Origin of the sequence: Leptospira paudalimensis, assembly GCF_026151345.1 — a bacterium.
GTDB lineage: Bacteria > Spirochaetota > Leptospiria > Leptospirales > Leptospiraceae > Leptospira_A > Leptospira_A paudalimensis.
Genome location: NZ_JAMQPR010000001.1, coordinates 888877 through 902820 on the forward strand (window position 1 = coordinate 888877; position 13944 = coordinate 902820).

A 13944-nucleotide genomic window follows, 5' to 3' on the forward strand; every position below is an offset into this window, starting at 1 on the left:
AAATTATAGTTTACTGATTGGAATGGGATTTAAAAAAATCCCACATTTCATCATTGGCAATGATCGCTTTTGTCGGTGGTCCGCCACCTAACAGTAGAGAAGGTTTTTTCCCACCTGGCCAAGAATGCCCACCATCTTCCGTCACACAGAGTTTCACTGTCACACCTTCTTTGCAATCGTGATACTCTTCACATGTGACATCTTTATTTTGTAATACAATTTTTGGTGTTGGATAACAACCGTTCCATTGTACCCATTTGGATATAGTTTTCGGAACAGAAACAAAATCCGTTATGAGTGTTCTGTCAGTGAAACTGGAACCAGCTCCACCATAAAATAAAACCTTGTCATCATTTTTAGCATGGATATGAAAAATGGAGATTGGTTTGGAAGGTTTGCAATCAACTGTATTATCAGTTCCTGCCACTGCAGTGATCCCAGAAAATTGATCTGCCATTGAACATGCAATTTGGTAAGACATCATTGCCCCATTTGACATTCCAGTGGAATAAATTCTTTTTTTGTCGATGTTCATCTTTTGTGTTAGGTGGCCAAGGATAACTTTTACAAATCCAAGGTCATCTATATTTGCCTTTTTTGCTTCTCCACAACAATTACCTGCATTCCAGGTCGCAAACTTTCCTGATTTGTAGACACTATATCCATTCGGAAATACAACGATGTGTCCTAATTCTTCTGATTTGGAAATTTGATGGTAATACTCTTCCTTTGATTGGATTTCCATATCACCTCCACCTCCATGAAAAACAAATAAAAGTGGGACAGTCGCCTCTTGACTGTAAGATATGGGAACATGGATTTTATAATAACGAGGAATCTCTTGGTGTATGATTGAAAACACATAATCACCTGGATTTGTAATGCGTTGGGTGAGATCAGTTATCGCGTTCGGAGCAGGCAAATCACTGATTTTTTTCTGGAACCTGTCTTTGAGGGTTGAACGAATGAAACCTCGTTCACAAGAAGCCATGGTGAAAACACAAAGTGCAATGAAAATCAATGAATAGAATCGTTTTCGAAATGGCATATATTTCTCCCTGGCGAAGTTAGAAGAATCTTCTCTGATTGTAAAGAATACTATCAAATGGGAAAGGTAGCAAAACTAATTTTTCACAGCTCGCGTGGTAGAGGGATCAAAAATTTGGTTTTGGACTTCCATCAGGATTTCGAACGAACGGATCCTTTTATCTGTGTCATAAACAGAAGATACAACAATCAATTCGTTTGCTTGGATCTCTTCTTGTATTTTGTTTATTTTTTTGACAATTGTCTCTTTGGATCCGACAGCTGATACGGATAACATTTGTTTTGCCATTTGTTTTTCTTGTTCAGACCATAAGTCATCCATTGAAGAAACTGGAGGTGGAAAAGGAGCACGTTTATTTCTAAGTATGCCAAGAAATGACTGTTCGACACTTGTGAATAAATGATTCGCTTCTACGTCTGTGTCGGCTGCCACAACATTCATTGCAATCATTACGTAAGGAGATTGTAAGTATTGCGATGGACGAAATTGTTTTTTATAAATTGTAACAGCATCTTTTAAATGAGTAGGGGCAAAATGAGATGCAAATGCAAAAGGTAAACCAAGTAGCGCAGCTAGTTGTGCTCCAAATAAACTAGAACCCAAAATCCAAACCGGAACATTGGTTCCATAACCTGGGATTGCATTTACCATTCCCTCTTTTCGGTCAGAAGATAAATATTCTAAAAGTTCTTTAACATCTTCAGGGAAATGTTGAGATGCCATCGGGTCTCTACGTAATGCTCGTAAGGTGAGCTGGTCTGTCCCTGGAGCTCTGCCTAACCCTAAATCAATGCGGTTGGGATATAAACTTTCTAATGTTCCAAACTGTTCAGCAATCACGAGTGGGGAGTGGTTTGGTAACATGATGCCACCAGCTCCGACACGGATGGATTTTGTTTGTTCCGCTAAATGGCCGATGACGACTGATGTTGCAGCACTCGCAATGGAAGGGAAATTATGATGTTCTGCGATCCATATTCGATGATAACCGAATGTTTCTACTGCCTTTGCCACACGCACACTATTTTGAATTGCTTCTTTTGTTGTCTGGCCTTGGTTGATAAAAACTAAATCTAAGATTGAAAGTTTCACGTATGATATCACATTCCCAGAAAGAGTGATTTTCTGTAAATGTAGAAAATTTAGAATTGTAGATTCATTAGAGAATTCAAATACACTTGTTATGTGAGCCGGCTTTGTTTTTTTATGGAAAATAAAATAAAAAAAATCGAATGTTTCTCTAAATTCGTCTAAGAAGACATTTAAAAAATCAACAAAGGAAACTGATCAATAATTCCACAAGTTTCATGTCTGCTTCAAATCCAAAAATTCCAAAAGATTTAGAATTCATTGCAAAAGGTATATTTGTTTTTGAATCAATGACTCCCAAAAAAGAAATTTTGCCTTTTTTTGCGGATGGTTTTCCTGGACTTGTTTTTTTCCATTCGATTGCTCCTGTAAAAGTGATAGTTGGCAAACTTTCCAAAATTATGAATCCGGTATTCATTTACGGCCAAACTTTAGAACCAATTCAGATTGAAATTGAAGGTCCTTATTTTTTTGTGATGGTGCAACTCTTCCCAAGTTTCGTGGAATCATCCTTTGGAATTCCTATCACAGAACTAACAAATTCCTGTTGGACGATTCAAAGATCAGAATGGACAAGTGAAACAAAATTCCATAAGGCAATACAACAAAATTCAACGATCATAGCAGAAGAAGCAATCTTAGATTATCTTCACAAAAAGTCGAAAGGTTTTTTACCTGATTTGGTTTTACATTCTTGTTTACAAACAATCATCGATACAAACGGAAACTGTGAAATATTTAAAATCGCAAGTGATCTAAAAATGTCGGAACGAACATTACAGCGGAAATTTCAAAATTACGTTGGACTCACTCCCAAACAATTCGCAACAATCATTCGTTTCCAAACTAGTTTGTTTGAAATGAAAGCAAAGAAGGAATCAAAGTTAACAGATATTGCATATAATATCGGATATGCAGATCAATCTCATTTTATCAGGCAGTTCAAATCTTTTACAAAAGAAAAACCATTTCAATTTCGAGAAAAAAACGATCCAATGTCGGGTTTGTCCAATTTTTAAATTGTTTTCTTTTGTAAACTATGGTTATGAAACCATTAAATTTAATTTTAGGTTCCAGTGGAAAAACTGGATCTAGAATCGTAAATAAACTTAACCAATTGGAAATGCCGATTCGGTTGGGATCAAGAAAAACCAATCCATCTTTTGACTGGGAAAAAACTGAAACTTGGGAAGCAGTGATAAAAGGTGTAGATCATATTTACATTTCATACCAACCTGATTTAGCAGTTCCAGAATCGATACATCATATACAAATATTAGTTGATCTTGCTAAAAAATGTAAGGTCAAACGTCTTGTACTACTGTCAGGTAGAGGTGAACCAGAGGCAATAAATTGTGAAAAGATAGTGCAGGGATCTGGATTGGAATGGACAATTTTACGTTCGAGTTGGTTTTCTCAAAATTTCAGTGAAGGTATGTTTCTGGATGCAATTTTAGAGAGGAAAATCATTTTTCCAAAAATCAAATTTAAAGAACCATTTATTGATTTGGATGATATAACAGATCTTGCAGTTGAAGCTCTCGTAAATCAGAAACATGTTGGAAAACTTTATGAATTAACTGGGCCTTCGCTTTATCATTTTGAGGAAACCTTTCGTATCATTGCAAATGAAATCAAGGAGTCGATTCTTTTTGAGGAAATTCCACTCGAAGAATACATTTCGATGTTAGGTGAGCTTGGTTTGTCCAAGGATACAATTTGGCTCATCCAGTATTTGTTTGAAAATGTGTTAGATGGTAGAAATGAATTCATTCAAAATGATTTTGAATCTGCAATGGGAAGAAAACCGAAAGATTTAAGAGATTATGTAAAAGAAACAGCAAAATCAGGAGTTTGGAGTTTGTAATTTTCATTGGGATAAAATAGGAATGGTGATAGACCATTCCTATTTTGAATTGTATCATTCGTTCGGGTATCCACCGTAAGTCATCTTACCGATGAGGTAAATTGGACTTTTTCCTTCAACAAGAATCCTTTGGTTTAACTTAGATTGAAGTTCTTGTAAGGTGGCAGTTGGATACGTTGTATTTTCCCTGTTCACAATGAGTGCATAATGATAAGAAGTAGATTGGTTTTCATCTAAATCCAAATCATCCCAAAGGTATAAAACATTTCCAGATCCTATTTCCCTTTTTGGATCAGCCATAATCACAACTTCATTTGGTTGGTTTGTTGGAACATTTGGTATCGCACCAGAGTACAATTTTTTTTCAGTCATCACGATGACTTTAGAAGGATCAAAATGTGGTGGTAAATAAAATTCGGAAGGTGCATCAGAAGACCTTCCTCTCCAGATCACGATTAAAAATCGTTTGTCTCCAAATTGTTTGACTTCATTGTTTCCTGGTTTGATTGATGCCCAAGAAAACATTTTATTCCAAGTATCAAACCCAATGGCATTGTAATGACTGGTGAATAGACGGCCTTGTGATTTACGCACATAGGCTCTTGTGATGACAAATGGATCAACATTCAAACTGGTTCCATAATTTCCAACCACAGAGAAGTCTTCATCATTCCACGCATCTTTTGTTGTAACGAGTTTGTTTGGATTCCCATTTTTGTATTCAGCATGGTGGTCATAATAATAATCCCAATGCCACTGAGTACCTGAAACAACCGGATTGTAAAAATCGGCAAATCTGGTTTTTGTCGATTGTTCTTTGTCGGAAATTTCCATGGCTTGGTAAACTGCATTGATCATACGAGGAGTGTCTTTGGCACCAGTTCCTTTTAACCACATGCCAAATTCACTTAAAAACATTGGTATTTTTAAGAACCTTGCATCTGTTCTAATTTCATCTAAGTATTTAAAATATGTTGCATTGTCGATTCCAGTTAAATCTGTTCCCATCCTCCCTGCATCATAAAAATGTGAATTGAAGACAAATCCTTGGCCGGGAGGAGCATTTAAATGCCCACCACCAGTAGCAGGAGCAATCGCAGAACCAATGTTTGTATTCCAAAACACAAGTGGTTCAGCAAATACCCATTTGTTTGCCCAGCCATTTTGATTGAGGATGGTTCTAATTTTTTGGTACATGGGCCAGAGTTTTTCATTATCCCATCGTTTTGGGGTTAAACCTTCCATCCCACCATCGACTGGTTCATTGAATGGATCTAACCCTATGATGTAAGAAAACTCTTCTGATGATAACTGATTTTTAATATAAGAAACAGTTTTTTCAATTTGCCAAAGGTATTCTGTTTGCATGTAACGGACACCAGACGAAGTATTCACTGGAGCATTATTCCAAAAGTTTCTAAAGGCTCTTCGAATTGCTTCGTTTGTTAAATTATTTTGACTCCAACTAGCACATACAATACCACAATATTCTTTTGGATAATTCCATTTTTAGTAATCCATAAAGGTGCACCATTTCCTGTATGCCAGGAGTTCTGATTGAATAAGTGTCTTGAGAACAAATCTTGGTGGTAATCAAGAAGGACGTAAATATTTTTCGAAGTTACTTTTTTAATTTGAGAAATCACTTCATCCAAATAAGAATAATCAATTTTATCTACATCAGGATGAACACCTTCCCATGCAATTGTGTAACGAATGATATTGGAACCAGTTGTCTTCGTCAGTCCTTTCAATGCAATTTCCAGATCATTTACATTTTGAAACGGTTTGAATCCATGTTCGACTAATTTTACATTACCAGATACATTAAACCCTCTGAATGTAGTTTCACGTCCAAGTCCATCAATCCAAATGGCATCCGTGTTATTTCCAAATGATTTATAGGATACAAATAACTCACGAGTTTCTGCGGAATTGAGATAATTTAGATCATGAATCAAATTTGTAGGTTCTGTAATGGACTTTCCACTACCGAAAGTCTGAGCACCAAAGTTTGTTTCCGTTTGAGATGTTTGTACAAATGGAAGTAGGAGTTTAGGTCCTTCGCTCGTTGGAGCACAAAACAAAAATAAGGTTGCAAGTAAGTAACTTATGATTTGTCTCCTTTTAAAGTTTCGTTTGATTCGTTGTTCCATACTTTCCCCTCTGATCCCTCATTGTGACTAGGTGACAGTTCCTTCATAATAATCGACATGTGTCGAGTAAAAAATGACATAGAAATACCATAGATTAGCGGGAAAGATTCCATCGACTCGCAAAAACGGCGAAAAGAGGCATTTCTGAACGTTGGTCAAATAAAACCCGACTATTGTCGATTAATTTGTTGCCATATTTTTAACACCATTTAGACTTAATCCCCAGATTTGACCCAAGGGTTCCTTCGGCAGATAGAAGCGAAAAAATGTATGATTGAGAAATTTAGATTCGGAGAGAGTATATGAAATCCCAAATAAGTCCCTTGGTTCGCGTGAGTGTATCCATCGTGTCCTTTCTTTTTGTTCTGGCTTGTTCAGATAAAAAGCCGTCCCAGTCCGCCATACTTGGTTTAGTTGGAACTGACCAATTGGAACAATCGAATGGTTTGAATTCGGAAGTTAATTCTGGTTCTGGCCTCAGTCGTTCTGTAGCTCCCAGTCTCGGTTCTTCTCCTTACTTAGTTGGTGTTGGAATCTCTGACATTACTGGGCCTGCAGCAGAAGTTGGTATGATGGGATTTGCAGAAACTGCACAAAAGACGGAAGGGATTTATATGCGCCTTTGGTCAAGAGCGTACATCATTGGCGACGCATCCAAACGTGTTGTGTTTGTCAGTGCTGATTTAGGAATGATTTTCCAATCCATCAAACAAGCAGTAAGCAAAAAAATTGCCACTGATGGGGAACTTGCACCATATTATTCCGAAGCCAATGTTTTATTATCTGCGACACATACACATAGTGGGCCAGGTGGTTATTCTCATTACTTTTTATACAATGCTACAACTGCAGGTTTCATTAAAGAAAACTTTGATGTCATCGTAAATGGAATTTACCAATCAATCAAATTGGCTCATCAGAATTTAGTTCCAGGAAATGTTTATATCAACCAAGGAGAACTTACAGATGCGAGTAAAAACCGATCTGTTGAGGCATATGATAAAAATCCTGCAAGTGAACGTAATTTTTATTCATCCAATGTCGACCAAACAATGACTCTATTAAAACTTGTGGCTTCTGATGGAAGAGAACTTGGGATGGTGAACTGGTTTGCTGTTCATCCAACTAATGTTGGACCTTCAAACAAACTCATTGGTGGAGACAACAAAGGATTGGCTTCTTATTTGTTTGAGAAAACAAAGGGAACCAACTATTCTGCAAACCAAACCTTTGTTGCTGCCTTTGCTCAGTCAAATGCAGGTGATGTAACTCCAAATTTATGGGGACCTGCTGATGGTGTGAATGACTATATTAGGCAGAATATCATTGCAGATAAACAATACCAAAAAGCAGTCAGTTTATACCAATCTGCAAATACTCAATTGACTGGATCCGTTGATTTCCGTCATACATTTGTTAACTTTTCAAATCTTTATGTTAGTAGTGTAGGAACCACAACTTGTCCTGCAGGTATGGGTGCATCTTTTTCTGCTGGTAGTGTTGAAGACAATGCTGTTTCAGTCGATTTTTTTGATGAAGGAACTACTGTAGATTCATTAGATTGGAATACAAATACTGCTGATGCATTTAAGGCGAGTTTTCTTGGAGGAGCACTAGGAGTATTGTGGCCAACTTCAGTGAGTGAATCATATAAGTTGTGTCATGCGGAAAAACCAGTTCTCATTCCAACGGGTGTGGCAAGTTTTGACGGAAATCCTTGGACACCACCTGTCATTCCGATTCAAATTGTCAAAATCGGAAATTTATCCATTTTAGCAATTCCTGCAGAGGTCTCTACGATGGCTGGGAGAAGGATTCGTTCTCTTGTAAAAAATATAATGCAAAACGATTATACTGTCATTTCAGCATTAGCCAATTCATACACTTCCTACCTCACGACAAGAGAAGAATATTCTTCCCAACAGTATGAAGGTGCCTCTACTCAATTTGGACCACATACACTAAAAGCGTATGAACAAGAATTTGGAAAATTAGCATCCGCTTTACGAAACGGTGTATCTGTTCCGAATGGTCCAACCCCAGCCGATCTGACAAATAACCAAGCTACATTCCAAACTGGAGTTGTATTTGATGATGTTCCTTTATTTAAAAGTTTTGGAAATGTGATCACACAACCGTCTCCTAGTTATGCAATTGGATCTAAAGTAACGGCTGTTTTCTGGGGTGCTCATCCAAAAAACAATATGTTAATTGGAAGTAGCTTTGTTGACATTGAAAGACAAAACGGTTCCACATGGACAGTTGTTGCACGAGACAACGATCCATCTACCACATATAGATGGCAACGTGATGGAATCGCATATTCGAAAATTACAACATCCTGGGATTCTACTTCGTATCCAAAAGGAACTTACCGCATTCGCCATCGTGGGCACTGGAAATCAGGTTGGACTGGTGCCATCAGTGCCTACCAAGGAGTGACAAACAATTTTACGATCCAATAGGAATATCTGAACAATCACCTCGCCTGGCCCAGGAATGGGTCAGGATTTTTTCTTTACAACGGGATTGACTAGGTGAGATTCCGAGAGATGATCGTACTATGGATAAATTGGTAGACGCATCCCTCTCTCCTGACCTTGCTTCAAGGCCGTTTAAATTCACAAGTAAACAGGGAAGGAACAGACGTGCCCAATTGTTATCAATTGCTTTTGAACTCTTAAAAGAAAAAAAACCAGAAGAGATTAGTTTTGCGGATATCTGCAAAAAAGCTAAAATTCCGAGGCCTTCCGCTTACCATTTTTTCCCGAATGTTGAGGCAATTTTCCATGGAATTCGATTGTTACATTCAGAAGGTATGGTCGAAAAACTCACTGCCTTAAAAAAGGAAACTTTCAAAACTTGGAAAGAATACATTGAAAGATCCATTGATGTGGCCATTGAAGTAACAAATTCTGAAATCGCCTTCCCTCGGTTAATCTATGGGTATAGAATGAGTAATCCTGAAATGAGGTTAGTTGGCCAAGAGTTAGATATAAAGTTGGCAAACCTCACCAAACAAGGTTTAATTGATAGATTCCAGTTACCAAATTTAGATACACTTGACCAAATATTTGGTGTCGCCATTTCGATTCCCGATTCTTTGTTAAAACTCTCTTATCGCACATACGGAGACTTTACGCCATGGATGGTTGGAGAAGCAAAAAAAGCCACAATATCTTACTTATTAAACTATTTTCCTGAAGTTTGTGAACCAAGAAAATAATTAAGTTTTCATTCCATTATATGCATATTCAGTAACAGTTTGGATAAACTTTTCCATCTCGTTTATATCATTTTTCAATTGTAATCGACCTTCCAAAAACAACATAGCAATACCATGGATCATGGCCCAGGAAGCTAAAGTTTTTTCTCTTGTTTGTCCTTTTTCTAAATGACCTAAGTTTTGTCCCATTCTGATGATTTCGTGTAATTGGCGATAGGTTCTTCTTGAGACAGAAGACAATGTGGGATTGAGGTTAGATTCAACTCCCATACCACCAAACATAATCCTTGCGAATTGACGATTATTCATGATGAACTGAAAATAAGTCCAACCAAGTGCTCGGTAACGACCCTTGAAGTCTTGTTCTGTTTTTTCTAATTCCTTTTGATAAGTTTCAAAATATTTTTGAAAACCAATCTCTGCAATTGCAGAAAATAACGCATGTTTGTTTTCGAAATGATGGTAACTTGCTACATGGCTGACACCTGCCTTTGCAGCAACCTTTCGTAAGGAAATTTCTTCCAGAGAAGTGGTTTCTAATAATTCGACACCCGCTTGGATCAGTGCCTCACGAACATTAACGCTGTTCATTTTGTTTGGGCGGCCAACCCGTGTGATGGTTTTAGCTTTCGCTTTTCGTTTTTTTGCTACCATTTTTTGCCATTTTGGATTGTTTTCCATCTTATGACTACCAGTTATTTACCGTTGGTAATTTAATACTTGTTTCTAAATTTGAATATATTACCGATGGTAAATTAATTCGTTTTTTGAGGGAGTTTTATGAATACAGCCTTTACACCGATCCAACTAGGAAATGTGACAGTACCCAATCGATTTTTAATGGGTTCTATGCACTTAGGCGTGGAAGGAGAGACTGGAGTTGCTCATAGAATGGCTACCTTTTATGGCAAACGTTTTGATGGTGGAGTCGGAATGATTGTCACTGGCGGAATTAGTGTCAATGAAGAAGGGAAGGGATCAAAATCATTTTTTCAATTTTTAGACCCACTCCATGCAAATGAACTCAAACTACTCAACGAAGCCCTAAAAGGAAAAGGGGTAATGTGTGCGCAGTTATTTCATGCTGGTCGATATGCATTTGACCGAAACTGTGTTGCTCCATCTGCCATAAGAGCACCAATTAATCGTTATGTGCCAAGAGCGTTAACAGAAGACGAATGTTGGAGAACCATCGAAGATTTTGGACGTTCCGCAAAAATCGCTCATGAAGTAGGGTTTGGTGCTGTGGAAATTATGGGGAGTGAAGGTTATTTATTAAATCAATTTTTTTCACCAGTGACAAATCACCGTGATGATTATTTTGGTGGTGATGCCAAACGCCGAATGAACTTTTCGATCGAAGTATTACGTGTCGTTAAAAAAAATCTTCCCGAAGGATTCCCGATTATTTTCCGAATGTCAGGCATCGATCTGATACCAGGGAATCCTAGTTTCGAAGAAGTGATCGGATTATCAAATGCCCTACGTGATGAAAAAGTAACCGCTCTCAATATTGGAATTGGATGGCATGAGTCTAGAATCCCTACCATTAGCCAACTTGTCCCAAGAGGAGCTTGGGTTCCCATCGCACGTCGTATCAAAGAACAAACTCCAGGTGTGCCGATCATTGCTTCCAATCGTGTAAATGATGCATCCACAATTGAAAAAGTATTTTCCGAACAAAGTGTAGATATGATTTCAATGGCAAGACCGTTTTTAGCTGATCCATCTATTGTTCAAAAATTATCAAATGGAAACTCTGCACGAATTAATACTTGTGTTGCTTGTAACCAAGCATGCCTCGACCATGCATTCCAAGAAAAACATGTTTCTTGTATTGTAAATCCTGTGGCAATGAATGAAGATAAGTATAACTTCAAAAAAACAACTAACCCAAAAAACGTTTTAGTGATTGGAACAGGACCTGCTGGATTGGAAGCCGCAAGAGTGGCAAAAGAATTAGGGCATGATGTTACCATCTTTGAAAAAAGAGACCAAATTGGAGGTCAGTTCCAATTGGCATCACATATTCCAGGAAAATCAGAGTTTAATGAAACCATTCGTTATTTCAAAAATGAACTGAATGCGATTGGAGTCAAAATTCATTTAAACACCGAAGCAACAATCGAAAACATCAAAGCAAAAAACTCGGATGTGGTTATCTTTGCAAGTGGAGTAATCCCGCGTGAATTTCATTTAAAAGGATTAGATTTATTACCTCATGGAAGTTATGCAGATTACTTAACAGGTAAATTAGTTCCTGGAAAAGCGGTTGCAGTGATTGGTGGTGGTGGAATTGGAGTAGACGTTGCTCATCGTTTAACAGAAGAAAATGATCCGACAATTGAATCATACAATCAAAAATACAATATAAATTCATTTACAAATGCTGTGATCCAAACTGTAAAAGCAAAACGAAAGGTAGGAGTTTTTCGTAGGAATGGAAAACATGGCGCAGGATTAGGCCCAACCACATTCTGGGCATTAAAACAAGAGTTAGAATCAGAAGGGGTTGAGTTTTTCCAAGGTTTAACATATAAGGAAGTCACAAAAGAGGGACTTGTTGTTGTATTTAAAAATGGAGAAGAGTTTTTATATCCTTGTGATTCGATCATCTTATGTGTTGGTCAGGAAAAAGAAGATTCATTGTATGAACAATACGTAAAACAATCTCAAAACCAAAAAATCATTTTAATCGGTGGAGCAAAGGATGCTAAGAACATCGATGCAAAACGAGCATTTTTCGAAGGACTAGAAGCAGCTTATAACATTTAAGGAAACAAATATGATCGCAAATAACTATTTTTCAGATGATAAAGACCTACAATTAATTTATAACCAACTCATTGATTGGGAATCAATTGTAAAAGAAACAGAAGGTGATGGTTTTATTGACCATAAAGTTTATAATGAAACCAAAAATAATCGATACGAAATGGCACCTTCTTCCTTAGAAGAAGCTATGGAATTATACACTTCCAGTTTGGATGCAATGGGAGATTTTTTTGGCAAAGATGTCTCTCAAAAATCTCAAATTATGGATCGAAACGAATTAAAGTATGAAAATGGAAAGGTAATTTTCCCAAAAGAAACTGTAGAAATTTATGAAAAATTTCGTAGTACGGGACTTATGGGTTATTCACTTCCAAGAGAAGCAGGTGGATTGAATTTCCCTGCAACCGTTGGTGCATTTTATGCGATGATTATCGCTCGTGCGGATGTTGCTTTTTGTATGACAACCACACTCTTAAATTTAGCACAAATTGTATCTAGGTTTGGTACAGAAGAACAAATCGAAACATATGCCACGAAGGCAGCAACGGGTGAGTGTTTATTCGCAATGTCACTCACGGAGCCAGATTTTGGGTCTGATTTAAATAGTGTCAGGACAGTCGCTGTCAAACAAGAAGATGGAAGTTATCGTTTAACAGGTACAAAACGATTTATTTCGCAAGGATGTGGTCTTGGTGAGTATCCAGCACTTCTTTTGACACTTGCAAGAACGGGAAAACCTGATGGTGGTGCTCGTGGACTTTCTGTTTTTTTAGTCAAAAGTTCTGACATCTCCGTTGCTGGTATCGAGAAAAAGATGGGCCTCCATGGATCACCAACTTGCGAGATAGTTTATGATAATAGTTACGGAGAAATTTTGGGAGAAGAAGGATTAGGTCTCACTCGTTATACCGCTGGAATGACAAATTTTATGAGACTTGTTAGCGCCTCTGGTGGTTGTGGTGGAGGAGCTGCAGCTTATTATGAGTCTTTGAAGTATGCAAATGAAAGGAACCAATTTGGAAAACCAATTTATGAGATTCCCGCTGTCTATGAGATGGTGAATAAAATCAAACGCGAAACGAACGCTATGCGACTTCTGACACTTGAGACCGCTCGTGTGATTGACATGTACCAACACCATCAGATCCGTTTAGAAAAACAAGGAAAACCAGATCGTGACATCAGAAAGGATGAAAAAGTAAAATACTGGTCTACACTTGCTTCCATTTTAACACCTATCGCAAAATATTATAGTTCGGAAGAAGGCCATAAAAATACTAGTATCGCTGTACAGGTATTTGGTGGTGCTGGTTATACGGAAGACTATGATATTTCTAGAATGTTTCGTGATTCAAGGATCAATACCATTTACGAAGGAACTTCCCAAATTCATGTGCGCATCGCAACAGGTGCAATCCTTGCAGGAATGGCAGGTGATGGAAATTTTAGAAAGTATCTGAATTCACTTAAAGCAGAGATTGTATCCCCATCTACTTTTTTATTAGAACAGGAACGTGTACTGGAAGAATCAATTCGAGTGATGCGAAACATCCAAGAAGAAGTAAAAAAGGAAACCGTTGCAGAAAACTTAATGATTCAAATGGCAAGATACCTTTGTAGTTTGTTATATGAAAAATCAATTTCAAAAATTAAAGATGCAGATACCAAAGAAATTTGGCGAAAAGATTGCCGTGCATATGTAATTGATAGTGCTGCTACGGCTCAGTCTTGCTTGTATCGAATCCAATATTTCGATTGATTCGATTGATTCGATTGGTTAGAA

General features: G+C 37.5%; 9 protein-coding genes and 1 pseudogene. 6 read left to right on the forward strand and 4 right to left on the reverse strand.

Going from position 1 to position 13944, the window contains the following annotated elements; translation table 11 throughout:
• Positions 1-10 precede the first annotated feature (10 nt).
• Positions 11-1048, reverse strand: a complete 1038-nt coding sequence (locus tag ND855_RS04085) for an alpha/beta hydrolase family esterase (RefSeq protein WP_265357303.1) — start codon at positions 1046-1048, stop codon at positions 11-13.
• Positions 1049-1123: 75 nt separating this feature from the next.
• Entirely contained in the window at positions 1124-2140 is a 1017-nt protein-coding gene (locus ND855_RS04090; protein ID WP_265357304.1) for an LLM class flavin-dependent oxidoreductase, read from the reverse strand.
• 215 nt (positions 2141-2355) lie between these two features.
• Between ND855_RS04090 and ND855_RS04095 the strand changes: the two genes are divergently transcribed.
• On the forward strand, positions 2356-3156 hold the full coding sequence (locus ND855_RS04095; protein ID WP_265357305.1) for a helix-turn-helix domain-containing protein: 801 nt from the start codon (positions 2356-2358) through the stop codon (positions 3154-3156).
• A gap of 26 nt (positions 3157-3182) precedes the next feature.
• Positions 3183-4004 (forward strand): Rossmann-fold NAD(P)-binding domain-containing protein, encoded by an 822-nt coding sequence (locus ND855_RS04100; RefSeq protein WP_265357306.1) that lies wholly within the window; start codon positions 3183-3185, stop codon positions 4002-4004.
• A gap of 54 nt (positions 4005-4058) precedes the next feature.
• On the opposite strand, the pseudogene ND855_RS04105 reads toward ND855_RS04100, so the two are convergent.
• A pseudogene (locus tag ND855_RS04105) lies at positions 4059-6160 on the reverse strand (cellulase family glycosylhydrolase).
• Between the two features lie 302 nt (positions 6161-6462).
• Between ND855_RS04105 and ND855_RS04110 the strand changes: the two are divergent.
• A complete protein-coding gene (locus tag ND855_RS04110) occupies positions 6463-8625 on the forward strand; it encodes a neutral/alkaline ceramidase (protein WP_265357307.1) in 2163 nt (720 codons plus the stop codon).
• Positions 8626-8723: 98 nt separating this feature from the next.
• Positions 8724-9386: a TetR/AcrR family transcriptional regulator gene (locus ND855_RS04115; protein WP_265357308.1), complete on the forward strand. Its 663-nt coding sequence runs from the start codon at positions 8724-8726 to the stop codon at positions 9384-9386.
• Here ND855_RS04115 and ND855_RS04120 read toward each other — a convergent pair whose 3' ends face one another.
• Positions 9387-10040 (reverse strand): TetR/AcrR family transcriptional regulator, encoded by a 654-nt coding sequence (locus ND855_RS04120; protein WP_265359335.1) that lies wholly within the window; start codon positions 10038-10040, stop codon positions 9387-9389.
• 126 nt (positions 10041-10166) lie between these two features.
• Between ND855_RS04120 and ND855_RS04125 the strand changes: the two genes are divergently transcribed.
• Positions 10167-12161, forward strand: a complete 1995-nt coding sequence (locus ND855_RS04125) for an NADPH-dependent 2,4-dienoyl-CoA reductase (protein WP_265357309.1) — start codon at positions 10167-10169, stop codon at positions 12159-12161.
• Between the two features lie 10 nt (positions 12162-12171).
• Positions 12172-13920 (forward strand): acyl-CoA dehydrogenase family protein, encoded by a 1749-nt coding sequence (locus tag ND855_RS04130; RefSeq protein ID WP_265357310.1) that lies wholly within the window; start codon positions 12172-12174, stop codon positions 13918-13920.
• Positions 13921-13944 lie beyond the last annotated feature (24 nt).